We start from the raw sequence: 22609 nt of genomic DNA, 5'->3' as shown, positions 1-22609 counted from the left end.
CGTGAACAATTGATAGATATCATGGTGGGAGGCTTCTTGTATGCAAAAGAACGACGGAATGAATTACGCGCCGCAGGGGAAACCGAATCCGGTCGTGAAGCCGGGCGAGTTCGCTTTTGCCGCGATAGGGCTGGATCACGGCCATATTTTCGGGATGTGCAACGGCCTGATGGAAGCGGGAGCCGATTTGGTTGCCGTCTACGATCCGGACCCGGCGAAGGTCGAAGCGTTCGTCAAGCGGTACCCGCAAGCCAAGGCCGCCGCTTCGGAAGAAGAAATCCTGCACGATCCGAGCATTCAACTCGTAGCGGCAGCGGCCGTCCCTTCGGAGCGCGGAGCGCTTGGGGTTCGTGTCATGAACGCGGGAAAAGACTACTTTACCGACAAGACGCCATTCACCGCGTTATCGCAGCTTGAAGCCGCCCGTGCGAAAGTAAAGGAAACGGGCCGGAAGTACATGGTCTATTTCAGCGAACGGCTGCATGTGGAAAGTGCCGTGTTCGCCGGAGAATTGATTCAGAAGGGCGCCATCGGCCGTGTCGTGCACGTGATGGGCTGGGGCCCGCACCGGTTGAACGCGCCGACCCGTCCGCAGTGGTTTTTCGAACGGGAGAAATACGGCGGTATCCTGTGCGACATCGGCAGCCATCAGATCGAGCAGTTCCTGTTCTACACCGGCGCCGAGGATGCCACGGTCGTCAGCAGCCGGGTAGCCAATTATCACAACAAGCAGTACCCGGAGCTGGAAGACTTCGGCGACGCCACGCTGACCGGCGATAACGGCGCAACCTTTTACTTCCGCGTCGACTGGCTGACGCCGGACGGCCTCGGCACTTGGGGCGACGGCCGGACACTCATTGTCGGTACGGACGGGTATATCGAGCTGCGCAAATATATCGATATTGCCCGGGATAAGCAGGGTGACCACGTCTATCTGGTGAACAAGGAAGGCGAGCGGCATTTCTCCGTTCACGGTGAAGTCGGCTATCCGTTCTTCGGGCAATTGATCCTCGACTGCATTCACCGGACGGAGAACGCGATGACGCAGGAGCATGCTTTCAAAGCGGCTGAACTGTGCTTGAAAGCCCAGCAGCAATCGGTTCGCGTCGAGTAGCTTACAACCGTATAGATCGAAATACCCCTTTGCCAATCTCAGGCGCAAAGGGGTATTTTTGGCTTTATCGTAATTTCTACATTTACCGTTGACAAGCGAATGGGCGGGGCGTATAATCGTCGTTGTTAATGAAAAAAATTACGATTTACGTCTCGGAGGGTATCATCACATGAAGCGAACATTCATCAAACGGGCCATCCTTCCCGTCATTCTGGTTCTCCTGCTGTCTACATTGCTGTCCGCTTGCGGAGGACGTTCGCAGCCTGCGCTTGTGAACGGCAAGATCAATATTGTAGCCAGCTTTTATCCGTTATATGATTTTGCCACCAAAATCGGCGGAGATCACGTCAACGTCGTCAATCTGGTGCCGGCCGGCGTCGAGCCCCACGATTGGTCGCCGAAAAGCCGCGACATCCAAAATTTGACCAAGTCGGATCTGTTCGTCTATTTGGGCGCCGGTTTCGAAGGTTGGGTGCAGGATACGCTCGACAGCTTGAAGAAGGACAGCAAGACCGTTGTAGTCGAAGCAAGCCGCGGCATCGAGCTAATTCCCGGCACGGAAGAGGAACACGGGGATGCGCACGGTCACGATGAGAAGAAAGGCGCAGGCAAAGACGAGCACGGCCACGATCACGAACACGGCAACACGGACCCGCACGTATGGCTGAGCCCGGCCAATGCCAAACAGCTGGCCGTCAACATCAAAGACGCGCTGATCCAAGTCGACGGAGCGCACAAAGCGGACTACGAAGCGAACTTCAAGAAGCTCGCCGACCGGCTCGATCAACTCGACGGCAAGTACAAGAGCGAGCTTGCCAAGGTGTCCAAGAAGGACATTGTCGTGACGCACCAATCGTTCGGATATTTGGCCAAAGCCTACGGACTGAACCAGAAGGCGATTATGGGGCTTGCTCCGGATGCCGAACCAACGTCCAAGGATATGAAAACTATTTTGCAATTCATTAAAGACAATCAAGTGAAATATATATTCTTTGAGGAGCTTGTATCCGACAAACTGGCCAAGACGCTTGCGAAGGACGCCGGAGTCGAAACGCTTGTCCTCAGCCCGCTTGAAGGATTGACCGAAGAGCAGGCGAAAAAGGGTGACGATTATGTGTCCCTGATGGAAAACAATTTGAATAATTTATTAAAAGCATTACAATAGAAGGGAGACCTTCCGTATAAGGAGCTTTGCCATGCAAACGAATGCTCGCTTTGGATGTCATCAACAGATCGTCACGATCGATGACATCTTTTTTTCTTATGAAAATAAACCCGTGATCAACGGCTTGAACTTCTCGATTCTGGAGCGCGATTTCGTCGGATTGGTCGGCTCCAACGGTGCAGGCAAGACGACGCTGCTGAAGATGATCGTCGGGCTGCTGAAGCCTGCGCGCGGCGAAATCCGTCTCTTCGGCCAGCCGATCGACCAATTCCGCGACTGGGAGCGCGTCGGGTACGTGCCGCAGAAAAATGCGCTGAATCCGCTGTTTCCGGCCACGGTCCGCGAAGTCGTCACCTCCGGGCTGTTCGGCAAAAAAAATATGTTCCGCCGTCTGACCAAGCAGGAGCGCAGCAAAACGGACGACGCGCTCTACGCGATGCGCATCGAGGACCTGGCGGACCGGCGGATCGGCCAATTGTCCGGCGGCCAGCAGCAGCGGGTATTCCTCGCCCGGGCGCTAATTAACAACCCGGAGCTGCTTATTCTGGACGAGCCTACCGTCGGCATCGACGCCGAGACGCAGGCCGGATTTTTCCGCATGATCCGGCATATGCACCAGCATCATCACATCACGTTTATTATGGTATCGCACGATATGGATATGATACAATCGTATCTCGGGGAGGACTCGGTGCAGAAGAGCGGCGGCCTATCGTTCTACGTCAAGCATACGCACGAGCCGGAAAATTGCCGCGAAACCGATCTGACCCACTCGATGCAGCAGCTTAGAGAGACGATTGAAGTATAACCCTGACCGTACAACGACGGCAGGATGCAGCGGGCAGATAGGAGAGAATTGGCTTTGGACATCTTTACCGAATATTTTTTTCAGCGGGCGATGATCGGCGGCTTGCTCATCGGCTTGACCGCTCCGCTTATGGGCGTATTTCTCGTACTGCGCCGCTTGTCGATGATCGGGGACACGCTCGCGCACGTATCGATCGCGGGGGTCGCGCTCGGATTTTTGATCAACGTATACCCGATAGGCGTCGGGCTGCTGTTTGCCTTGCTGGCCTCGTTCGGCATCGAGCGGCTGCGCAAAGCGTACAAGACCTACGCTGAATTGTCGATCGCGATCATTATGTCGGGCGGCGTGGCGCTTGCCACCTTGCTGTTTACGATCGGCAAAGGCTTCAACATTAACGTCATGAGCTACTTTTTCGGCAGCATTTACACGCTGGACAATACCGACCTTTGGGTTGTCGGTGGCGTTGCGGCCATTGTCGTGGCGTTCGTGCTGATCAATTACAAAGAAATGTTCCTGCTCTTCTTCGACGAAGACGCGGCCGGCGTGAGCGGCCTGCCGCTGCGCTTCTATAATATTATGATCACGATGCTGACGGCGCTGGTCATCAGCGTCTCGATCAAAATCGTCGGAGCATTGCTCGTTTCCTCGTTGCTGACGATTCCGGTCGCCTGCAGTTTGCTCGTCGCCCGCAGCTTCAAGCATTCGATCTTCTGGTCGATTTTGTTCTCGGAGGTTGCGGTCATTGCCGGGCTAGTCTCCGCAGGGGTGTGGGACTTGGCGCCGGGCGCGACGGTCGTGCTGCTGCTGATCGCGATACTCATCGGCATTTTGACGGTAAAACGGGGACTTCGCTTGTAAGAAACAAAGAGGTAAAAGGATGGTGAACGGTAGCCGTGGAACTTAACATTTGGATCGCGCTGTGGGCAGGCTTCGTTTCTTTCATATCGCCCTGCTGCTTGCCACTGTATCCTTCGTATTTGTCCTACATAACCGGCGTTTCCGTCGGGAAGCTCAAGGACGAGCAGAGTGCCAAAGAAGTCCGGTTCAAGCTGATTACCCATACGCTCAGCTTCATTCTCGGGTTCTCCATCATTTTCTACACGTTGGGGCTCGGGGCTAACGTTATCGCCAATGCGTTCCTGGATTACCGCGATTTGCTGCGGCAAATTTCGGCGATCATGATTTTTGTGATGGGATTGTTCCTGCTTGGCATATTTCAGCCGCAATGGCTTATGCGCGAGCGCAAGCTGCAGATCAAGTCGAAGCCTGCCGGTTATCTCGGCTCGCTGCTGATCGGCATCGGCTTTGCCGCAGGATGGTCGCCCTGCATCGGCCCGATTCTGTCCGCGATGCTGATGCTAGCGGCAACCGAACCGAATTCCTGGCTGCCGCTCATTTCCGCTTATTCGCTTGGCTTCGCGATCCCGTTCTTCATCCTTGCGTTCTTCATCGGATCGACCAAATGGATCTTGAAGTATTCCGCGACCATGATGAAAGTAGGCGGAGGCGTGATGCTTATCGTAGCCGTGCTGCTGTACACGGATCAAATGACCCGGATCACAATCTGGCTGCAGGGCATCACGCCTTCCTGGATCGGCTGACGTTTAGGTAAAATAATCGATCTTCGCTTTCGGAAAATGGGTGAATATGCGTTCGCTGATGAATTCGCGCAGCGCCGTGGCCTGTTCGTCAGGATAGACGTACTTGCCCTGGCCCCACCGGCCCCATTTGTATTTCCGCTTGGCTTCGTCCATCTCCAGCTTCGTTTTCGGATAGCGCTGGTGAATAATATTTTTGGCCGTTTTCGTAAACCGGTGTTGAATCAATTCGAACGTCAAATCAGAGGTCGCTTCCGGCGGAAGGGCCTCTTTCAATTTGTGCAGCAGCTCCCCGTAGCCTTCCTCCCAGCCTTCGTGCCAGATAATGGGGGCGATGATGAAGCCGAGCGGATAGCCGGCCTTGGCGACTTTGCCGGCCGCCTCGATGCGCTCGTAGAAGCTGGAGGTCGCCGGTTCGAAGTGTTTGATGACATAGTCGGCATTGACGCTGAACCGGAACCGGGTATGCCCGTTATGCTTGGCATCCAGCAGCGGTTCCACGTGGTGAAATTTTGTTACGAAACGAAGCCTGCCCAGCGGTTCCCGCCCCATAAATTCGATGTATTCCTTGAGCGAGCCCGAGATATGCTCAAGCCCGACGGGGTCCGACGTACAGGCCGCTTCGAAGCGGGTAATTTCCGGCGCTCTTTCTTCAATATACTGTTTGGCCTGCTTCAGAATATCGTCGGTATTGACATAGACCCGGATATAAGGCTTCGCCCCGAGCGTCGTTTGTAAATAGCAGTAATGGCAGTGCGCCATACAGCCTGTCGCGATCGGGATGGCGTACTCGGCCGACGGCTTGGACGTATCGAATTTCAGCGTTTTGCGGATTCCGACGACCAGCGTCCGTTTGGCGATCCGGTATTTCTCCAGGTCGCTCTCGCCCGGAAGGTTCGTAATCCGGTTATGGGAGGTCGTCATGCGGATCGGAAGTCCTTCCTTAAGCGCCCATTCATGGATTCGCTTGCCTTTGGGGTAGTCCAAGGCGTCGGGTTCAAAATAGACGAGCTCCGGGACAAACACCTGCGTCTGGCGGATCGGGGGTGCGAGCAGCTCCGTGGCCATGTGCGAGATCCCTCCTGATGGTACGAATCGTATCCGACTTGCTTACGGAATGCGGCTGTGATATAGTTAAGAACGCTTATAACGACCTTAGGATGCTTCATTCACTCGGTGCGTACACATGGGAATTTGCTGCGCTGCACACGAGGTTTTTGTCCTTCACAGCAAAGTCTTGCTTTGCATAAATCAATCAGTGTATCATTAAATTACCGAGATTCGTCTTTGGAACACGGGAGGAACGCGGAATGGCTACGCCCAGTATGGAAGATTATTTGGAACGAATTTATAAATTAATCGATGAGAAGGGGTACGCGCGCGTTTCCGATATCGCCGAAGGACTTGAGGTTCATCCGTCTTCGGTAACGAAAATGATTCAGAAGCTCGACAAAGACAACTACTTAATTTATGAAAAATACCGCGGACTTGTGCTGACGTCGAAAGGGCAAAAGGTCGGCAAACGCCTAGTCGACCGCCATCATCTGCTGGAAGAGTTTTTGACGATCATCGGCGTGTCGGATGAAAATATTTACAAGGACGTCGAGGGCATCGAGCATCACTTGAGCTGGGACTCCATCACATGCATCGAGACGCTGGTTGAATATTTCAAACGTGACGCCACCCGTGGCGAACAGCTGCTCGCCCTTAAGAAAGAGCTGGAAGAATCGTAAGCCTCCGAAAATCGGGGGCTTTTTTTCTTTCCCAGGCATAGGGACAATTCGTCACCTCATACATACTTTTGGAGAGACTTTGCGGGAAGAGGGGATGCGGGGTGAGAATCAACGCGGTGTTTGAAGGCGGCGGCGTGAAGGGAATCGCGCTTGCGGGGGCCGTGTCGGCGGTGGAGCAGCTCGGACATTCGTTTCATCAGGTGGCGGGGACGTCTTCCGGGGCCATCGTCGCCTCGTTGGTTGCAGCGGGATACCGTGCGGACGAGATGAAGGAAGTTATCGAAGCGACGCCTTTTCGCGCGTTCCTGCAGCGCTCCCGGATCTTCGATACGAAGCTGGTCGGCCCGTTGGCCCGTTTATTTATCAAGAAAGGCCTGTATTCCGGAGAAGCGCTGGAGCATTGGATCCATAAGCTGCTGCTGGCCAAGGGCATCCGCACGTTCGGCGATCTGAAGCCGAATCAGCTTCGCATTATCGCCTCCGATATCTCAAGCCGCAAGCTGCTCGTCCTGCCGGACGACATCGCCCATTACGGCATCGATCCCCGCCGGTTCATGATCGCAAAAGCCGTTCGGATGAGCACGTCGATTCCTTACTTCTTCGATCCGGTAATCATACGCAAATCGTTCGAGCACCGTCTCCCCGGAGAAAAATTCATCGACCAGTTCGTATACATCGTGGACGGAGGACTGCTGAGCAACTTTCCGCTGTGGATCTTCGATTCGACGGAAGCGCCGCCGATCGACCAGATGATCCCGACCATCGGCTTCCAAATGGTGGGCCGCGGCACCGGGCAGCCGAACGCTATTCACGGTCCGGTCAGCATGATGCGGGCCTTGTTCTCGACTATGCTGGAGGCGCACGACGACCGCTATATCCAAGAGACGAACCGGTTCCGTACAGTTAAAATTCCGACGCTCGGCGTCAGCATCACCGATTTCGACATATCGACCGAGCAGAGCCTAAGGCTGTTCGAATCCGGACAGCGGGCGACGCATGCCTTTTTCTCCCAATGGAAGATGACCGAGTACAAGCACAACTATTTGACCCACGTCTGCCGGGTTCCGAACCGCTATTCCAAGAAAGCTTGAAAAAACAAAAGCGGCAAGCGCTCTTGGGGAAGAGGCTGCCGCTTTCATGCTATACATAATTTAATGGTATTTGGGCGGTTCGTCCGAGCTGTCCTTGCTGCCTTGAATGACGCGGAACGTGGCATTGCGCCGCTTTCCTTTTTGAAACCGGGAGGAGGACGGCCGTTTGGGTTGTCTCCATCGGTTCGGCGGGAACTTGTACAGGAAGAAAATTACGCCGAATACGAGAATCGGGATAATAAAGGTGCCTGGATTGGAGAGAACACTAGCCAGTATTCCGATGGCGATCAAGCCGAAAATCACGTAAGCGACCGTACTGTTGCGGTTTCTCATGCAGGACCCCTCCTTGTCTTATGTTAAATTTGCCGGTCGAGCTCCCGCATCCGGTTGAAGGAGGCAATGGATACTTCCACTTGGGAATCGTCCGGTTCTTTGGTCGTGAGCAATTGCAGCCATAGGCCGGGATAGCCGAGGAAACGAAGCACCGGAATGTCCCGCAGGCTGTTGGTGAACCGCAAAACTTCGTAGGATACGCCGATCACAAGCGGAAGCAGCACGATCCGTTGAATGATCCGCTCCAGAAACGAATCGTATTGAAAGAACGAGTAAATGACGACGCCCACGATGACCGTGAAGACGATGAAGCTGCTGCCGCAACGGTAATGCAGCGTGCTGAACTTTTGCACGTTCTGGACGGTCAGCTCCAAGCCTGCTTCGTAAGCGCTAATGACTTTATGTTCGGCTCCGTGGTATTGAAATAAACGTTTGATCATCGGCGTAAGCGAAATAAAATAAATATACCCGACAAGCAAAATAATTTTGATCAAGCCTTCGATCAGGTTATGCCCGATCTGGTTTTCGAACAGACTTCCGAACAGCATCTGCTCGATGGTCGGCGGAACAAGCGTAAACACGAACTTGCCGAACAAAAAGGATAAAATCCCGACGACCGCCACCCCGAGAATCATGGAAATTTTGCCGGTCAGCGATTCCTTCTTCTCTTCCTTAACCACACCTTCTTCCTCGGCAAACACCTCCGCCGAAAAATTCAAGTGCTGCGCCCCTTTGGCGCTCGCTTCCACAATCCCGACAATCCCCCGGATCAGCGGAATCTTCTTCAATGCCTGAACCCAGCCGATTTCTTTTCTGGGAACCTCAAGATAATGGATGGTATTATCTTTTCGGCGTACCGCCGTAACGTTTACCTTCTGGCCGGCAAACATGACGCCTTCAATCACGGCTTGGCCGCCGTAAATGGCATTTGGCTGATTCTTTTCCGACAATACAATACACCTTCTTCTACTATGAATAAATAACGATAAATGATGCCATATCTGTATTTTAGCGAATCCGCAGTCATATTGCCACTTGTTTATCGGTGGAACTTTTGCACATACTAGTGGATATCCGAAATCGAGGGAGGATTTGGGCATGAATCGCCGAAGCGGTAGGACGCCTCGTACGAATCGATGGAATTTCGCGGTATATATCGGTTTTTTCGCCGGGTTGATCTGGGGTGGGGTTCAAATACTGGCCAACTATTTTCATTTTACTTCGCTGTCGCCCGGATTTTTGCTCGAGCCCTTGTACAAGCATTCTTACCTGATGACATGGCGGGGATATTTGCTGGGTTGGCTGGCATTTATCGCGCTGTCCGTCGTTGCCGCTTTATTGTACACGATGTTATTCGCCAAAGCGTACGGTCCGTGGTACGGAATCGGATACGGCGTCGCCTGGTGGGCGTTCTTGTTCCTATTGGTCGGACCGGTCACCGGGATGATGAATTGGATCGCCTATCTGGATCTAAACACGGTGGTGACTCAAGCGTGCCTGTTCGTGCTGTGGGGATTGTTTATCGGTTATTCCATCAGCTTCGAATTTACGGACGATCGGGAGCGGGAACCGTTTGCCGGCGGCCGGGACGAACCGGAGCTAACATGAATTCGCACGGCTTGCAGACGATCGCCCCGCTGCATGGCGTTCAGTTCGCTTCTTCCGTGCATGGATGCGCAATTCATATCGCCTAAACATTGGTAAAACCGCTTTATTCGGCCGCCTGAGCCCGCAAAAAAAAGTTCTCAAACCGGGGAAGGTTATGGTAAAATGGCTAAGTGTGTGCGGATTTATCAGGTTGGGAGGTTTCACGGATGAAGCACATTTTGTTGTTGAACGGGCCGAATTTGAACATGCTTGGCATCCGGGAGCCCGGCGTCTACGGGAGCTTGTCGCTTCAAACCATAATGGACAGGCTGAACAAGCTGGCCGAGGAGCTCGGCGTCGGATTGGAATGCTACCAGTCGAATCACGAGGGTGATCTGATCGACCGCATTCATGCCGCCTATGGGCAGAAAGCCGGCATCTTGTTCAATCCGGGCGCGTTCACGCATTACAGCTATGCGATCCGCGATGCCATCAGCGCTGTAGGCATCCCGACGGTTGAAGTACATATTTCGAACATTCATAAAAGGGAAGCTTTCCGCCACGTATCGGTAATCGCCCCGGTAGCCGTGGGCCAAATCGCGGGATTCGGCGCGAACAGCTACGAGCTGGGCTTGCGGGCGCTGGTCCAGTATATTGATAGCGCGGAGGGATAGCAAATGCAACAACAGCGAATCGGGCGGCTGCGCAGCCTTTTGGAACAAAAAGGTTTGCCGGCGCTGCTCATCACGAATGCGACGAACCGGAGATATATGACGGGCTTCACCGGATCGGCAGGCTACGTGCTCATTACGGCCGATCGGGCCGTACTGCTGACCGACTTTCGTTACGTGACACAAGCATCGGAGCAAGCGGCCGGCTACGAGATCATCGAGCATGGGCCCAAGGTCGTGGAATCGATTAACGATCTGCTTCGCAAATGGGGAATTGCCAAGCTTGGCTTCGAGCAAACCGACCTCAGCTACGGCACCTACAGCAGCTATGCCGAAGCGCTCGGCGGGATCGAATTCACGCCGACCGGAGGACTGGTCGAGTCGCTTCGCATGATCAAGGACGACGAAGAGATCGCCGTCATGCAGCAGGCGGCCGATCTGGCAGACCGCACGTTTGTCCACATTCTCGGGCTGCTGAAGTCCGGGGTCAAAGAACTGGACATTTCTCTAGAAATCGAAATGTTCGTGCGCAAGCATGGCGCCGCTTCGACTTCGTTCGAAACGATCGTCGCTTCCGGCGAACGCTCTGCGCTGCCGCACGGCAAAGCCAGCGACAAAATCATCGGAACCGGCGAATTTGTAACGCTCGATTTCGGAGCCTATTACAAAAGCTACTGTTCCGACATTACCCGTACGGTCATCGTCGGTACGCCGACGGATAAGCACCGTGACATCTACAAGATCGTTCTCGAAGCGCAAATGGAAGCGCTCGAGCGAATCAAGCCGGGCATGACCGGCAAGGAAGCGGATGCCGTCGCACGCGATATGATCAAGCGTTACGGCTACGGCGATCATTTCGGCCATGGCACGGGTCATGGACTCGGTATGGAAGTTCACGAATCGCCGCGGTTGTCGGTGCAGGGCGATGTTGTACTGGCTCCAGGCATGGTCGTTACCGTGGAACCCGGCATTTATTTGCCAGGCTTCGGCGGCGTCCGGATCGAGGACGATATCGTCATCACGGAAACAGGCAATCGGAGGTTAACACAATCCAGTAAAGACTTGATTGTGATACCATAACTTTATGCAACTTGGTAGCGGCATAAAACAAGGCGAAGGCAAGGAGAGGTCCGGATGATCCGGAGACTGATTCTTACAAGGCTTGAGGCACTGTCGTCTGCTCACATTTTAGGGAGGTTTTTGTAGTGATTTCAGTTAACGATTTTAAAACAGGCTTAACCATTGAAGTAGACGGCGATTTGTTCACCGTTGTCGATTTCCAGCACGTTAAACCGGGTAAAGGCGCTGCCTTCGTCCGCTCCAAGCTGAAAAACCTGCGCAACGGCAACACCGTCGAGCGTACTTTCCGCGCCGGTGAGAACGTGAGCCGCGCTCACATCGAAAACCGTCAAATGCAATATCTGTATGCCAGCGGCAAAGAGCATACGTTTATGGATACGGAATCGTTCGACCAAATCAACCTGGAAGAAAAGCAAATCAAGTGGGAACTGAACTTCCTCAAAGAAAACATGAACATCAACATCATGAGCTACCAAGGCGAGATCCTCGGGATCAACATGCCGAACAGCGTTGAGCTGAAAGTTATCGAAACCGAGCCGGGCATCAAAGGCAACACGGCGCAAGGCGCTACGAAGAACGCGAAAGTCGAAACCGGCTTGAACGTTCAAGTGCCGCTCTTCATCAACGAAGGTGACGTGCTCTTGATCGATACCCGCGAGGGCCAATACATCTCCCGCGCTTAATTGAGCGGTGGAAAATCCTTACCTTTCTTCGGAGGGGTAAGGATTTTTTTTGTTTTAGCTGTAATACATGTAAAAGTGGTACAATAGCGAATAGGAACAATTTGGGATCTTAGGAGATCGCACAATGAAGCTTATCGGAAGCATGACGGAACAATATTACAGGGAACAATTGATTGAATTGAACAGGTCTTTATTTCACGATCATTCTATGAAGCGATTGCTAGGAATTATACAGCATGCTTTTCCTGATATGAAAACCGCTGTTATTATTGCAATTACGCCCGATCAAGGCGAAGATATGTATACCATTCTGATGAATAATGATTTTATTGCTTACGTTGAATTGGACCGCTATAACCTTGAAACAGAACCGATTATTGAAACGAAGCCTGTAAAAGATTATAAGCGAGGTCTTAGTAGGATCGGGCAGATTCAATTAGTTGTCGCTATGGATTTGGCAGAGAGGAATCTAGACGAATGATCATGTACTAATATTTGAGTATAGTGGATGATGAACTTTATGAATAAAGAATATTACTTTAAAAATCTAGAGGAAATTGTATCGGACATAATTGTTATCGGAAATTCAGAACACAATTTGACTGAAGAGACGACAAATAATATGTGGCGAATTTCATTAGGCTTGAAATTGGCAAAAACTATAGAGGTTGATGATTATAGAGAATTTTTTCTTAAAGTAATCCAGAACAGACAAGAGCAAGTTATTCGTTCATCTCAAAATCATGGAATGATATTTTATTTATGGTTTGATCCGTTGGCTTGCCAGTTAAGGTTTAATTTAATATCGGCTCTACATGAGCGTCTTCCATTTCAATGTAATCTTGAATTTGTTGAAAACATGGATGTAATAATAATAGATTTTTTAAATTCCCCTTTTCATAACGGTTTTCCGCTTCAAGGTTATCAAGAGAATATAGAGGAAAAACCATATGTGTTAAAGATCTACAAAAGAGTACTAAATAAAGAATATTGTTAGCAGGATAATGAAGCGCAATGTAATAGTGTCTCTTGAAATGCGAACCCTGTTTCTGGCTGCAGAGGGACTCGCGGCTATTTGTTTTACATATAGATAAGGTTAAATCCGACGGTTCACCCGCCGGACAAGATTCTACTTAAAGAAACTCCGTCTTTTAGGCCTTGCTCATACATGATAGTTTCTGCGAGCCCTTGCAGGATATTGGACTTGCATTCATATTCGTACAGCAGCATTTTGGAATCATCGGGCAATTGATTGTAGATATCTTTAAATAGCTTAATGCAATAGCTGTTCAATTCATTGTAATTACCTAATTCCTTTTGAGAAGTTTTGCCTATCACATCGGTTCGATTCGTTATAAACTGCTTAAAAGCTAGGTCAAATTCAAACATAATCCAAACCTCCATTTTTATAATGGCGAAATAATATTTAGTTTATTAAAGTCGCTATAATTGAAGAAAAGTTTAGATTATAGAAAGGATAACAAGATGATAAGCTACAAGCCGTTACAGAAATTACTGATCGATCGAGATATAAAGAAGCAGGAATTAATGAAGAGGACAGGGATTTCATCTGCGACTATGGCGAAATTGAACACCAACGAGTATGTATCATTGGAGGTCATCGATAAGATTTGTGCAGCGTTGAATTGCCAGCCCGGAGAGTTGTTGGAATATATAGGTGAAGAAGTGAATAAGTAAGAAGGATATTTTCAGAGCAGTACCTGCGGCTCTTACATCGGGGACCTCATGAATATTTTATAAGGGAGGCAATCAGAAGATGAATGAAGACATTTTGCGGTATCCAATCGGCCAGTTTAACCCAGTGACGACTGCGTCAGATGAGGAACGTAAGAGTTATACGAAAGATATCGCAGATATTGTTCCTTCTCTGCGGAAGATTGTGAAAGACTTTAAAAATGATCAACTTCAAACTCCGTACCGTTCTGGCGGTTGGACGGTGCAGCAGGTGGTTCATCACATGGCTGATAACGATGTCAACGCCTATCTAAGATTAAAGCGAGCTTTAACCGAAGATGAGCCTATGGCCAGTTCTTATCGCCCCAATTTATGGGCTGAGCTTAGCGATTATAAGGATACCCCGATAGAAATCTCCTTGGGGCTTTTAGAGGCGCTTCATCATCGACTAATCAATACAATTCATGGTCTGAGACCAACCGATTTTGATAGAAGATTCAATACCGAAGTCCTTGGCTGGATCACCGTGGATGTCGCAATCCAAAGATTTATTTGGCATAACGAGCATCACACTGCTCACATTCAATCTTTGGCACAACGAATGAACTGGTGAGTCCCATGCAGGATGTTCAATTTATTGAAAATCAGATACAATTTCAAAAGTACCCATTCCAAGCGTCCAGCATATATCCGAATGGCAGCGTCGCTTCGGAAGATATTTCTGAAATTTTGATAACCAGGTTCCCTCCCGAAGTCAGATTGAAGAGCGGCGAAGTCCTTTTTGTCTCGGCCGTACATAAAGAAAGCCTGGAATGGTTTGCAAAAAGCAATAAGATCCCTATCGTTTCGAGGGTGGATACTTGGAGCTTCATCTGTGAGGGGTTTCTGGATACGGAGTTTTCAGACGAGGATAAAGAAAAAGTGTATCAACTCTTGGAAAATGAAGGGCTAGATCGAAACTTTGTCAAAGAAACGAGACAATTTTTATACATACCTATGATGGCCTACAATTCGATTATGTGGGATTGGGCTCATTTGGGTTTGTATGACGTCTTGATGGCCATAAGCGGCCAATTTCCGCATGGGGAAAAGGTTAAGTTTACAGAAGAGGCTTTTCATCATTTTTATTGGGAAGCGATGAAATTGGCCATGCGCGAGAGGAATAGGTAAGAGAGTTGTCGGTACATAAATCAGATTTCTAGAAAGGAAAGCAGCATATGTCTAACCAAAAATCGCACAGACCCGGACCAGCTTATCTCGAAGGAGTTACCATAGCTGAAAAACCGGAAAATTGGATGGAGCAAGAATGGACAGGTAAGTTGCAGACAAAAGAAGGCCGTACCCAGTTTCGTATTTATTATTACGGAGAGCTGATGGATGATCTGATTGCGGTGACCGATTTTGCTCCTCAACTGATTGTTGCCGAGGATCCGGTTGACGGTGAACGTTACCTTCTGTTCGACGGTTGCAAACATGGCTATAACGCTATGCTGTGCGATACCTATACGGCCGAGGAGCAAAACAACCGGACGCCTTTATTGCCCTATCTGGGCAAAGATGGTGAGGATACCTTTGAGATTTACATCACGGCTTACTATAATGTCGATTGGGACGAAGAATTTGCGGATGATGTGGACGAAGACGGGCAGCTTGAATTGATTAGCGGCGAACGAGTCGATTTTGACGAGGCGAAGCGCAACGGATATGATGCGCTGGTGATAGATGTCGTAAATAACAACGGAGATAAAATCGAAATTGTGCAGGAAGAGCTTGCCTGAATGCACGCGGGCCCAATTTTTTAATGAAATTGGGCCCTTGCCATTTATTTTCCAACTGGCAACTAATCTGTCTGCAACTGCAAGGCGCCTCGCAAGATTTCAAATGAACCGCATAAAGCGGTCAAATTTTCTTCCAACACTTCTTCTGCCGTTTTATTGACTTCCCTGGCGCATTCTTCCGCATCCTCTTTAACTACCGCGATTTCATGATCGATATACATAATCGGGGGCTCCGCATTCGCCTTCCGGTAATCGAACACGAGCCAATTGCCGCTGCTTACGCTCCAAGCGAATGGAATGATTGTATAGGGTTCCGGGACTAATTCGTTCACCGTCTCGATACTATCCATGTAGGAGGAGCACGGCCGGATGAAGCGAATCGACCACTCCGTGTATCCGTTAAAATCCTCTAGTTGGTACTCTTTCAGCCAGCCGTTATCGCTGTTTTCGAGGTCCTGAAGCATTTGTTTATAGCTAGCGGGGAATACGATTCCCAATTTCGATTCGATTTCTTCGATCGACAAGGACTCTTGCACTGATTCCGTCATCGGATTTTTTCCTCCCGTTTTCCATGTTCGTTGTTATTATACTCCAGAAGCCAGTCTTGACAAAATAAGGACTTTCATCGTTAAAAAGTGTGCTAGAATGGGGGAAGAAGATTTTGGAAAGGCAGTGGCAAATCCTGGAGCCTGTTCGAACAACAGATTATTCGAGGTAAACAATGAAACTAATTTTTCTGGATATTGATGGGGTACTGGTAACTTCAAGACATATGGTGCAGAGCAGGAAATATTTTGGACATGAGTTTGATCCGGAATGCGTCAGGAATTTACAAGAGATACTTGAAAAAACGGAAGCGAAAATTGTAGTCAGCTCGTCTTGGAGAGAAGGTAGAACTTTAAAACAGTTACAATCTATTTTTGAAATCAACGGAATAAAGAAAGTAGTTGGAATGACGCCAATTATCGAAGGGGCTATACGGGGCAAAGAAATTAAGAGTATTTAAACCATATTTTGAATATTGGTTCGGAAGTCGATAAGTTTGTGATTATTGACGATGAAGAAGAGATGGGGGAGTTAAACGATCACCTGGTGGAAACAAGTTTTGAGACAGGGATAACCAAGACAATAGCGGACAAGGTCATTCATTTTTTAGTTTAATGGGAGTATCCATGGTATTAGGGCAGTTCGTGAAGGTCGTATCAAGCAGAAAGTGTTGCAAACAGGACTAGTGAAATGGAAGAAGACATAGGGATCGTCTACAAATGGATTGAACTGCAAGAACTACATAACATGAATATGTACCCAAGACCATTAGAGCGGCTTATACCGGAAATTTCGCAAGACAATGAAATTAAACATATGATAAATACAGAAGAATTATCGTAATAACTCAAGGTCGGCAGCTCCCGAGAACGGTCGCCGCCGCTTGGGCCTGAGGGATTATTCCCGATAATGCGAGGTGTCGCCATACAATTCGACTTTTGGCACATCGTCATTCACAATAATTTTGCATAGAGCAGTCGGGTGGATATCGGGCATGCCTCCGATCTCATGCAGCGGCTTCCCCATAAAATAACTCATGATGACTTTTAAAGTGATCCGGTGAGTTACGATAAGCACTTGCTGGCCTTTATGCTCTGCAAGAATATGGTTAAGCGCGGGGATCGTTCTTTCGAGTAATTGCGAATAGCTTTCTCCATGACCTGTAGGACGGTACAAATGTGGCTCATTCAAGAAATGATCGTACTGGATGGGAAATTGTTGTTGAATATGGTCGATTTGTTGACCTTCCCACAGTCCCATATTAATTTCTTTGAGCGAATCGAGCGTTGAGATTGATGCGGGACGATTTCCCGAGATAATTCGAGCTGTGTGGAATGCCCTGGGGCTGGAGCTGGAATAAATGGCATCAAAGTGGACATTCTCCAAGCGCTCCTTCAACCATTCGGCTTGCCGCATCCCGTAGTCGGTCAGAGGCGAATCCAGATGGCCTTGCAGTTTCTTCTTCGAATTCCATTCCGTTTGACCGTGTCGGGTTAAATATATCGTCGTTTGCATGATGTAAAGTGCCTCCTCCTGGTGTAGGTTATCTTAGGCCTGTTTGCCGGATTATTTCCACATGCTTCCTTGTAACGGGCGAGAATGCTTCCTGTCGGCTTCGCGGCCGAACGATGTCATAGGCAGGCGGAGTCGGTCCGAGCGGATATATCCGCGCTGAGTGAGGAGCCATTTCAATGGAGCGGGAGTCGGCTCCGAGAACAGAAATTGAACAAGCGGCAACAGCTGATGAAACAACTGCTTGGAATCGTCTATTTTTCCTGCCCGGAAAAGCTCGTACACCTGCACAAACTGCTCGCTATCCAGGTTGGCGCTTGCCAGAATTCCTCCTTTGGCGCCGCAGCACAGCGAAGCGAAAAAAAGCTCATCCTCCCCGCATAAGACTGGCTTGGGCATGCTTCGGGCCAGCCGAAACATACGCCTTATTTTGCCTGTACCCTCTTTCAGTCCAATCACATGCTCCATTCCCATAATGACTTTTACCGTTTCCAGATCCAGCGAGACTCCGGCACGATGAGGGGGATCGCACAAAATAATGGGCAGGTCCGCTTCGGCTAGAGCTTGATAATGCCGAATGACGGCTTGCTGCGATAGAAAATGGGAATCGGGCGCGGCAACGAGAGCGGCATCTGCTCCAAGAGATTTGGCTAGAGCCGTTCTTCTAACGGCCGCTGAAGTGCTGCTTGCACCTGTCCCAACAATCAGCGGGATGGCTCGCGATGCTGCGATTGCACTGCGCGCAGCGGCGATAAGGATTTCGAACTCGCGGGATTCAAGCACCGGGGATTCTCCAATCGTTCCATTGACGATCAATCCGTGAATTCCCTTGCTCACCAATCGCCGAATCAGTTCTTCAAACGATCGGATATCCAACTCCCCGCTGTGGTCAAAAGGCGTAACAACGGGAACCATCACACCGCGTAATGTTTCCTCTGTAAGCACAGCGTTCCACCTCCGTTCTCCCCATGATGCGATGCATGCTAATGAATGTAAATCATTTCTCCCCAAAAGTAACCCCCCAATTGGAGAATTCCTATACCAATCCGGTTCGACTGGGGAAGCGGCTGGTGCAGAAAAAAGCGGAATGGATGGTTACTCGCCGAAGCATAGCCGTTATATTCGGGTTTGATCAACTGGGAAAACGCGACTGAAAGGAAGGATGGACATGGATCATCACAGAACGCCGTTGTTCACGGCATTGATGCAGCACGTCGCCAACGATCCGCTGCAATTCCACATTCCGGGCCACAAAAAAGGGAGAGGAGCTGACCCGGCATTTCGGGCTTTTGTGGGTGATAATACTTTGTCCATAGACCTGATCAATATTGTTCCGCTCGACGATCTTCACCAGCCGACGGGGGCGATTCGAGAGGCCGAGCAATTGGCGGCGGACGCGTTCGGAGCGGACCATACGTTATTTTCCGTTCAAGGGACTACAGGGGCTATCATGACGATGATTATGTCCGTCTGCTCTCCCGGCGATACCATCATCCTTCCACGCAACGCGCACAAATCCATTTTGTCCGCCGTCATCTTTGCGGGAGCGATTCCCGTATGGGTGGAGCCGGAGAAGGATGGGCGGCTCGGCATTGAGCATGGGGTAACCACGGAGTCGATTCGGCAAGCCATAACAAGAAACCCGGATGTGAAAGCTGTGCTCCTCATCAACCCGACGTATTACGGGACCAGCATTGATTTGCGGCAGATGGTTGAGCTTGTCCACAGCTACAACATTCCGGTCCTGGTCGACGAGGCGCACGGGACGCTACTTCATTTTCACGAGCAGCTGCCTATGTCCGCGATGCAAGCAGGTGCGGATATGGCTGCAACCAGCGTTCATAAGCTTGGAGGCTCGATGACGCAGAGCTCGATTCTGAATGTCCAAGGCAACCGGGTGAGCATCAGGCGAATTCGTACGGTCATGAGCATGCTTACGACAACATCGACCTCTTACCTGCTGCTGGCTTCGCTTGATACCGCCAGAAGACAGCTGGCTCTGCATGGACAAGCCTTAACGGGGCAAACCATCCGACTGGCTCAGGAGGCCCGGCGTCGAATCAATGAGATTCCCGGACTGTACTGCTATGGGGAGGAAATATGCGAAAAGAGCGGCGTATTCCGTTACGACCCGACGAAACTGTGCATTCATCTGGAACGGCTGAACCTGACCGGGTATGAAGCGGAGCAGTGGTTAAGGGAAACGTGCAAGCTTGAAGTTGAACTGAGCGATCTAACGAATATTTTGTGTCTGATCACACTGGGCGATACGGAGCAGGAAGTCCACCGGCTGGTTCAGGCTTTGCGGCATTTGTCAGATGCATTCCATGGTGAAGGAAAATGCAACAAGCGTGTTCCTGCCGCCGTCATTCCTGCTGCTTCACGTTTTTGGTTAACGCCCAGAGAAGCTTTTTATGCTCCTACGGAAGAGGCGGCGCTGGAACAAGCCTGCGGGCGTATTATCTCTGAATTCGTATACGTGTATCCCCCGGGTATTCCGATCTTGATGCCCGGACAGGTCATCACCCGGGAAATCGTAGATTATATCAAGCGGCATGTGGAAGCCGGTCTGCCGGTAAAGGGACCGGAAGATCCGGACATCCAAAAGGTCAAGGTTGTCGCTGCTCCCCGGCAACTAGACAAGGCGCCAGGCAGGCGTTCCGGGTACATTATTCCGGATTGAGACGACTTTCGGCCATTCATGTGGCGGGTGTAATTTATCCGTGATTGGATGGTTTATTTTCATCTCCTTTCTTTTATCATAGTAATCAAGTCGGAATTTGGCGAGGAGCGAGACGGGGATTGGTGCCGGAAACGAATAAATAACTTTGAGGGGGAGGATGGAATGAACAATCATCACGTGAAAGTAGCCGTCATTCAGGCGGCGCCCATCTTGTTCGATAAGCAATCGGCCATGGACAAGATCGAAAATATGACGAGAGAGGCGGCCGGGCAAGGGGCGAATTTGATTGTTTTTCCCGAAGTCTTCTTGCCGGGATATCCGCGAGGCTTAAGCTTCGGTACGCGGGTGGGAAGCCGTAGCGCCGACGGGAGAAAGGACTGGGAACGTTATTGGGCAAGCGCCATCGACATCCCGGGGGCCGAAACCGGAATTTTTGGCGAGTTGGCGAAGGAGCTGGGGGTTTACCTGGTCATCGGCGTAGTCGAGCGCGACCGGGAATTTAGCACCGGAACGTTGTACAATTCCATGGTGTACATTGGGCCGGACGGTACTCTTCTGGGGAAACACCGCAAGCTTGTTCCGACGGGCTCCGAGCGTCTTTTATGGGGACAAGGGGACGGCAGTACGCTTACCGTCATCGATACTCCTTTTGGACGAATCGGCGGCTTGATCTGTTGGGAAAATTATATGCCGCTTGCCCGCATGGCCATGTACGCGCAAGGCATCGATATTTATCTGGCTCCCACGGCAGACGCCCGCGATACGTGGCAAGCGACGATCAGGCATATTGCCTGCGAAGGCCGCTGTTTTGTCATTTCGTGCAATCAGTTTGCGACCAAAGCATCTTATCCTGCGGATTTGGCTTGCTGCGAAGATATCAAGGACGACGCCGACATGTTGAGCAGAGGGGGAAGCGCGATTGTCGGACCGCTAGGCGAATATGTCGTTGAGCCGCTCTACAACCAGGAAGGCATCCTCATGGCAACACTGGATCTTTCCCAGGTCGTACAGAGCCGCTTTGATTTCGATGTTACAGGCCATTACAGCCGCCCGGATGTTTTTCAACTGATCGTTAACGATAAAAAGCAGGAAGTGGTACGAACCGTTAGCATGCATAACTGACCGAATGCAGGATTCGGTGGTGACCGCAAGCTGCCGTTCTGCACGACCTTGGGTCGTCAGAGTGTTGAGAAAGTGGGCTTTTACGAAGATAGAGATGCATACGGAGGTGGGGTATCCACTGGAGAAGCGATAGCGGCCGCCTTTGTTATCGGGAAATGTCCGCTACTAAGCGGCTTCCAATCAAATTTCCCGATGACAAGAGCGGTCGGAAGTGGATACCCCGCCCCCTCGTACACCTCGATTACCTCATTGCCCACTTTCTCAACAAGCTCCAGCACGACCTTGGGGTCGTGCTTTTTTGTTTGATCGTTTTTGGATTGCAAAAAAAGTTTAAAATTGGAGGGTTACATTTTGGCCTAATCTGTTAATGTAAATAAACATATTCGGCGCGACCGGGTATTCACGGAGGTATAACGAACAAGGAGCTTAGAAACATGGATTTTGCCGTTTCAAAGAAAACAACGATAATTGCATACGTGATTGCCATTTCATTTATTGTCGCCATGATTGCGGCTGCGGTGCTGTTGCAAGATAACGAAATGATTTTGCCGGAAATTGCGGCAATGGCGATTGCCATGTGGGTGTATCGGGAGCCAGGATGGATCAGGCAGCCATCGAAAATCGTTATCGCGCCTACGGTAACGGCTGTGATCGGCTTGATGATCAATCAGATGCCTATTGCTTATCTTGGAAAAGTCATGCTCGCCTTAGTGCTGATGATGCTTTTTTTACGGGTGATACAATCGAGCCTCGCGCCGTCGCTTGCGACAGGGCTGCTGCCGTTGATCATAAATACAAACGAATGGTCCTTTGTGATCATCGTTTTTATGCTCACCTTCCTGTTGATGCTTGGGGTTCTCGCATTTGGACTGAATAAAGGCCTTGAAAAGAAAGTGAAAATACAGTACAAATACATGCTCGTAATATTAGCGCTGGCTTTCGTCTGGATTGGTTTATGCTGGAGTGCCGGATACCAACAACTCGCCGTTATCCCGCCTGTTCTTGTTGTCGCGTACGAGTCGCTTCAGAAGCCGATGTACAGCGGAAAAATGGCTTTGAAGCAAGGGCTGACCCTATCTCCGGCGGTCGGAACGCTGCTGTATCTTACCTTGCATTCGTTAATTTTGATAACGGTGCTCGATATGCTGTTGATGCTTGCGCTATCGATGACTGTTGGCATCCGGCTCCCGGCGATCTATGCCTTTCCGCTTCTTCCGTTTATTTTCCCTGAAGATATGGTCACGAAGCTGCCGTTAGTCTCGTTGCTCACCTGTTTGTTTATCGCTAAGGCTGAGAAGACTCCCTCTTCGATAAGGGGGAGATGAATCAGCATCTCTTGTGTATGTATACGAACATATGTACTATAATTATCATAAAATCACCAAAGGAGGTGAATCCCGCATGTTGCAA

At 50.3% G+C, this 22609-nt stretch carries 28 protein-coding genes; 21 read left to right on the top strand and 7 right to left on the bottom strand.

The window, feature by feature from the left end; all coding sequences use genetic code 11:
• The first annotated feature begins 40 nt into the window (after positions 1-40).
• The 5 genes from NI000_RS32940 to NI000_RS32920 all read left to right on the top strand — a co-directional run bounded on the left by NI000_RS32940 (position 41) and on the right by NI000_RS32920 (position 4688).
• Complete coding sequence (locus NI000_RS32940) at positions 41-1114, top strand: Gfo/Idh/MocA family protein (protein ID WP_253415555.1); 1074 nt, start codon at positions 41-43, stop codon at positions 1112-1114.
• A gap of 169 nt (positions 1115-1283) precedes the next feature.
• Entirely contained in the window at positions 1284-2279 is a 996-nt protein-coding gene (locus NI000_RS32935; protein WP_253415554.1) for a metal ABC transporter substrate-binding protein, read from the top strand.
• Positions 2280-2310: 31 nt separating this feature from the next.
• Positions 2311-3087, top strand: coding sequence for a metal ABC transporter ATP-binding protein (locus NI000_RS32930; protein WP_253415553.1), 777 nt, complete (start codon positions 2311-2313; stop codon positions 3085-3087).
• Positions 3088-3141: 54 nt separating this feature from the next.
• Entirely contained in the window at positions 3142-3945 is an 804-nt protein-coding gene (locus NI000_RS32925) for a metal ABC transporter permease (RefSeq protein ID WP_253415552.1), read from the top strand.
• 35 nt (positions 3946-3980) lie between these two features.
• Positions 3981-4688, top strand: coding sequence for a cytochrome c biogenesis CcdA family protein (locus NI000_RS32920; RefSeq protein WP_216793792.1), 708 nt, complete (start codon positions 3981-3983; stop codon positions 4686-4688).
• Between the two features lie 3 nt (positions 4689-4691).
• Here NI000_RS32920 and splB read toward each other — a convergent pair whose 3' ends face one another.
• On the bottom strand, positions 4692-5753 hold the full coding sequence (gene splB, locus NI000_RS32915; RefSeq protein WP_253415551.1) for a spore photoproduct lyase: 1062 nt from the start codon (positions 5751-5753) through the stop codon (positions 4692-4694).
• Between the two features lie 242 nt (positions 5754-5995).
• On the opposite strand from splB, the gene mntR reads away from it, so the two are divergent.
• Positions 5996-6418, top strand: coding sequence for a transcriptional regulator MntR (gene mntR, locus NI000_RS32910; protein ID WP_253415550.1), 423 nt, complete (start codon positions 5996-5998; stop codon positions 6416-6418).
• A gap of 101 nt (positions 6419-6519) precedes the next feature.
• Positions 6520-7509 carry a patatin-like phospholipase family protein gene (locus NI000_RS32905; protein WP_253415549.1) on the top strand — a complete coding sequence of 330 codons (990 nt, stop codon included), beginning with the start codon at positions 6520-6522 and terminating at the stop codon, positions 7507-7509.
• Positions 7510-7569: 60 nt separating this feature from the next.
• Here NI000_RS32905 and NI000_RS32900 read toward each other — a convergent pair whose 3' ends face one another.
• Positions 7570-7842 carry a hypothetical protein gene (locus NI000_RS32900; RefSeq protein WP_216793796.1) on the bottom strand — a complete coding sequence of 91 codons (273 nt, stop codon included), beginning with the start codon at positions 7840-7842 and terminating at the stop codon, positions 7570-7572.
• Positions 7843-7865: 23 nt separating this feature from the next.
• Complete coding sequence (locus tag NI000_RS32895) at positions 7866-8792, bottom strand: DUF1385 domain-containing protein (RefSeq protein WP_253415548.1); 927 nt, start codon at positions 8790-8792, stop codon at positions 7866-7868.
• 148 nt (positions 8793-8940) lie between these two features.
• Between NI000_RS32895 and NI000_RS32890 the strand changes: the two genes are divergently transcribed.
• The 6 genes from NI000_RS32890 (at position 8941) to NI000_RS32865 (ending at position 12860) form a co-directional block, all read left to right on the top strand.
• Positions 8941-9450, top strand: coding sequence for a YqhR family membrane protein (locus NI000_RS32890; protein WP_253415547.1), 510 nt, complete (start codon positions 8941-8943; stop codon positions 9448-9450).
• A gap of 206 nt (positions 9451-9656) precedes the next feature.
• Complete coding sequence (gene aroQ, locus NI000_RS32885; protein WP_253415546.1) at positions 9657-10103, top strand: type II 3-dehydroquinate dehydratase; 447 nt, start codon at positions 9657-9659, stop codon at positions 10101-10103.
• A gap of 3 nt (positions 10104-10106) precedes the next feature.
• Positions 10107-11180, top strand: a complete 1074-nt coding sequence (locus NI000_RS32880) for a M24 family metallopeptidase (RefSeq protein ID WP_253415545.1) — start codon at positions 10107-10109, stop codon at positions 11178-11180.
• Between the two features lie 125 nt (positions 11181-11305).
• Positions 11306-11863: an elongation factor P gene (gene efp, locus NI000_RS32875; protein WP_010497515.1), complete on the top strand. Its 558-nt coding sequence runs from the start codon at positions 11306-11308 to the stop codon at positions 11861-11863.
• Positions 11864-11987: 124 nt separating this feature from the next.
• Positions 11988-12344, top strand: coding sequence for a hypothetical protein (locus tag NI000_RS32870; protein WP_253415544.1), 357 nt, complete (start codon positions 11988-11990; stop codon positions 12342-12344).
• Positions 12345-12383: 39 nt separating this feature from the next.
• Positions 12384-12860, top strand: a complete 477-nt coding sequence (locus NI000_RS32865) for a hypothetical protein (RefSeq protein ID WP_253415543.1) — start codon at positions 12384-12386, stop codon at positions 12858-12860.
• A 113-nt stretch (positions 12861-12973) separates the two neighbouring features.
• On the opposite strand, the gene NI000_RS32860 is transcribed toward NI000_RS32865, so the two are convergent.
• Entirely contained in the window at positions 12974-13252 is a 279-nt protein-coding gene (locus tag NI000_RS32860) for a hypothetical protein (protein WP_253415542.1), read from the bottom strand.
• A 96-nt stretch (positions 13253-13348) separates the two neighbouring features.
• Here NI000_RS32860 and NI000_RS32855 point away from each other — a divergent pair, with 96 nt between their 5' ends.
• From NI000_RS32855 to NI000_RS32840, 4 genes are all read left to right on the top strand, one after another.
• Complete coding sequence (locus NI000_RS32855) at positions 13349-13561, top strand: helix-turn-helix domain-containing protein (RefSeq protein WP_253415541.1); 213 nt, start codon at positions 13349-13351, stop codon at positions 13559-13561.
• 79 nt (positions 13562-13640) lie between these two features.
• Positions 13641-14171, top strand: coding sequence for a YfiT family bacillithiol transferase (locus tag NI000_RS32850; RefSeq protein ID WP_253415540.1), 531 nt, complete (start codon positions 13641-13643; stop codon positions 14169-14171).
• A 5-nt stretch (positions 14172-14176) separates the two neighbouring features.
• Positions 14177-14728, top strand: a complete 552-nt coding sequence (locus tag NI000_RS32845; RefSeq protein WP_253415539.1) for a hypothetical protein — start codon at positions 14177-14179, stop codon at positions 14726-14728.
• A gap of 47 nt (positions 14729-14775) precedes the next feature.
• The gene (locus NI000_RS32840) at positions 14776-15336 is read left to right on the top strand and encodes a hypothetical protein (protein ID WP_253415538.1); all 561 of its coding nucleotides are present in this window, start codon (positions 14776-14778) and stop codon (positions 15334-15336) included.
• Between the two features lie 62 nt (positions 15337-15398).
• On the opposite strand, the gene NI000_RS32835 is transcribed toward NI000_RS32840, so the two are convergent.
• Entirely contained in the window at positions 15399-15884 is a 486-nt protein-coding gene (locus tag NI000_RS32835) for an SMI1/KNR4 family protein (protein ID WP_253415537.1), read from the bottom strand.
• 173 nt (positions 15885-16057) lie between these two features.
• On the opposite strand from NI000_RS32835, the gene NI000_RS32830 reads away from it, so the two are divergent.
• The gene (locus tag NI000_RS32830) at positions 16058-16342 is read left to right on the top strand and encodes an HAD domain-containing protein (RefSeq protein ID WP_253415536.1); all 285 of its coding nucleotides are present in this window, start codon (positions 16058-16060) and stop codon (positions 16340-16342) included.
• Positions 16343-16779: 437 nt separating this feature from the next.
• Here NI000_RS32830 and NI000_RS32820 read toward each other — a convergent pair whose 3' ends face one another.
• Both NI000_RS32820 and NI000_RS32815 read right to left on the bottom strand, forming a co-directional pair.
• Complete coding sequence (locus NI000_RS32820; RefSeq protein WP_253415535.1) at positions 16780-17397, bottom strand: histidine phosphatase family protein; 618 nt, start codon at positions 17395-17397, stop codon at positions 16780-16782.
• Between the two features lie 51 nt (positions 17398-17448).
• On the bottom strand, positions 17449-18339 hold the full coding sequence (locus NI000_RS32815) for a dihydrodipicolinate synthase family protein (RefSeq protein WP_253415534.1): 891 nt from the start codon (positions 18337-18339) through the stop codon (positions 17449-17451).
• A gap of 223 nt (positions 18340-18562) precedes the next feature.
• Between NI000_RS32815 and NI000_RS32810 the strand changes: the two genes are divergently transcribed.
• The 3 genes from NI000_RS32810 (at position 18563) to NI000_RS32800 (ending at position 22524) form a co-directional block, all read left to right on the top strand.
• A complete protein-coding gene (locus NI000_RS32810) occupies positions 18563-20077 on the top strand; it encodes an aminotransferase class I/II-fold pyridoxal phosphate-dependent enzyme (protein WP_253415533.1) in 1515 nt (504 codons plus the stop codon).
• Between the two features lie 162 nt (positions 20078-20239).
• Positions 20240-21199 (top strand): carbon-nitrogen hydrolase family protein, encoded by a 960-nt coding sequence (locus tag NI000_RS32805; RefSeq protein ID WP_253415532.1) that lies wholly within the window; start codon positions 20240-20242, stop codon positions 21197-21199.
• A 434-nt stretch (positions 21200-21633) separates the two neighbouring features.
• Entirely contained in the window at positions 21634-22524 is an 891-nt protein-coding gene (locus tag NI000_RS32800) for a hypothetical protein (protein ID WP_253415531.1), read from the top strand.
• Positions 22525-22609: the final 85 nt, after the last annotated feature.

This window comes from Paenibacillus tyrphae, assembly GCF_024158745.1.
Lineage (GTDB): Bacteria > Bacillota > Bacilli > Paenibacillales > NBRC-103111 > Paenibacillus_G > Paenibacillus_G tyrfis_A.
This window is presented reverse-complemented; position numbering and strand designations above follow the sequence as displayed.

Bases quoted from the DNA above. Each gene is read 5' to 3' on its own strand.
- NI000_RS32940 (WP_253415555.1), top strand. From the start codon at position 41: ATGCAAAAGAACGACGGAATGAATTACGCGCCGCAGGGGAAACCGAAT.
- NI000_RS32935 (WP_253415554.1), top strand. From the start codon at position 1,284: ATGAAGCGAACATTCATCAAACGGGCCATCCTTCCCGTCATTCTGGTT.
- NI000_RS32930 (WP_253415553.1), top strand. From the start codon at position 2,311: ATGCAAACGAATGCTCGCTTTGGATGTCATCAACAGATCGTCACGATC.
- splB (WP_253415551.1), bottom strand. From the start codon at position 5,753: ATGGCCACGGAGCTGCTCGCACCCCCGATCCGCCAGACGCAGGTGTTT.
- mntR (WP_253415550.1), top strand. From the start codon at position 5,996: ATGGCTACGCCCAGTATGGAAGATTATTTGGAACGAATTTATAAATTA.
- NI000_RS32900 (WP_216793796.1), bottom strand. From the start codon at position 7,842: ATGAGAAACCGCAACAGTACGGTCGCTTACGTGATTTTCGGCTTGATC.
- NI000_RS32890 (WP_253415547.1), top strand. From the start codon at position 8,941: ATGAATCGCCGAAGCGGTAGGACGCCTCGTACGAATCGATGGAATTTC.
- aroQ (WP_253415546.1), top strand. From the start codon at position 9,657: ATGAAGCACATTTTGTTGTTGAACGGGCCGAATTTGAACATGCTTGGC.
- NI000_RS32880 (WP_253415545.1), top strand. From the start codon at position 10,107: ATGCAACAACAGCGAATCGGGCGGCTGCGCAGCCTTTTGGAACAAAAA.
- NI000_RS32870 (WP_253415544.1), top strand. From the start codon at position 11,988: ATGAAGCTTATCGGAAGCATGACGGAACAATATTACAGGGAACAATTG.
- NI000_RS32865 (WP_253415543.1), top strand. From the start codon at position 12,384: ATGAATAAAGAATATTACTTTAAAAATCTAGAGGAAATTGTATCGGAC.
- NI000_RS32860 (WP_253415542.1), bottom strand. From the start codon at position 13,252: ATGTTTGAATTTGACCTAGCTTTTAAGCAGTTTATAACGAATCGAACC.
- NI000_RS32855 (WP_253415541.1), top strand. From the start codon at position 13,349: ATGATAAGCTACAAGCCGTTACAGAAATTACTGATCGATCGAGATATA.
- NI000_RS32850 (WP_253415540.1), top strand. From the start codon at position 13,641: ATGAATGAAGACATTTTGCGGTATCCAATCGGCCAGTTTAACCCAGTG.
- NI000_RS32845 (WP_253415539.1), top strand. From the start codon at position 14,177: ATGCAGGATGTTCAATTTATTGAAAATCAGATACAATTTCAAAAGTAC.
- NI000_RS32840 (WP_253415538.1), top strand. From the start codon at position 14,776: ATGTCTAACCAAAAATCGCACAGACCCGGACCAGCTTATCTCGAAGGA.
- NI000_RS32835 (WP_253415537.1), bottom strand. From the start codon at position 15,884: ATGACGGAATCAGTGCAAGAGTCCTTGTCGATCGAAGAAATCGAATCG.
- NI000_RS32830 (WP_253415536.1), top strand. From the start codon at position 16,058: ATGAAACTAATTTTTCTGGATATTGATGGGGTACTGGTAACTTCAAGA.
- NI000_RS32820 (WP_253415535.1), bottom strand. From the start codon at position 17,397: ATGCAAACGACGATATATTTAACCCGACACGGTCAAACGGAATGGAAT.
- NI000_RS32810 (WP_253415533.1), top strand. From the start codon at position 18,563: ATGGATCATCACAGAACGCCGTTGTTCACGGCATTGATGCAGCACGTC.
- NI000_RS32805 (WP_253415532.1), top strand. From the start codon at position 20,240: ATGAACAATCATCACGTGAAAGTAGCCGTCATTCAGGCGGCGCCCATC.
- NI000_RS32800 (WP_253415531.1), top strand. From the start codon at position 21,634: ATGGATTTTGCCGTTTCAAAGAAAACAACGATAATTGCATACGTGATT.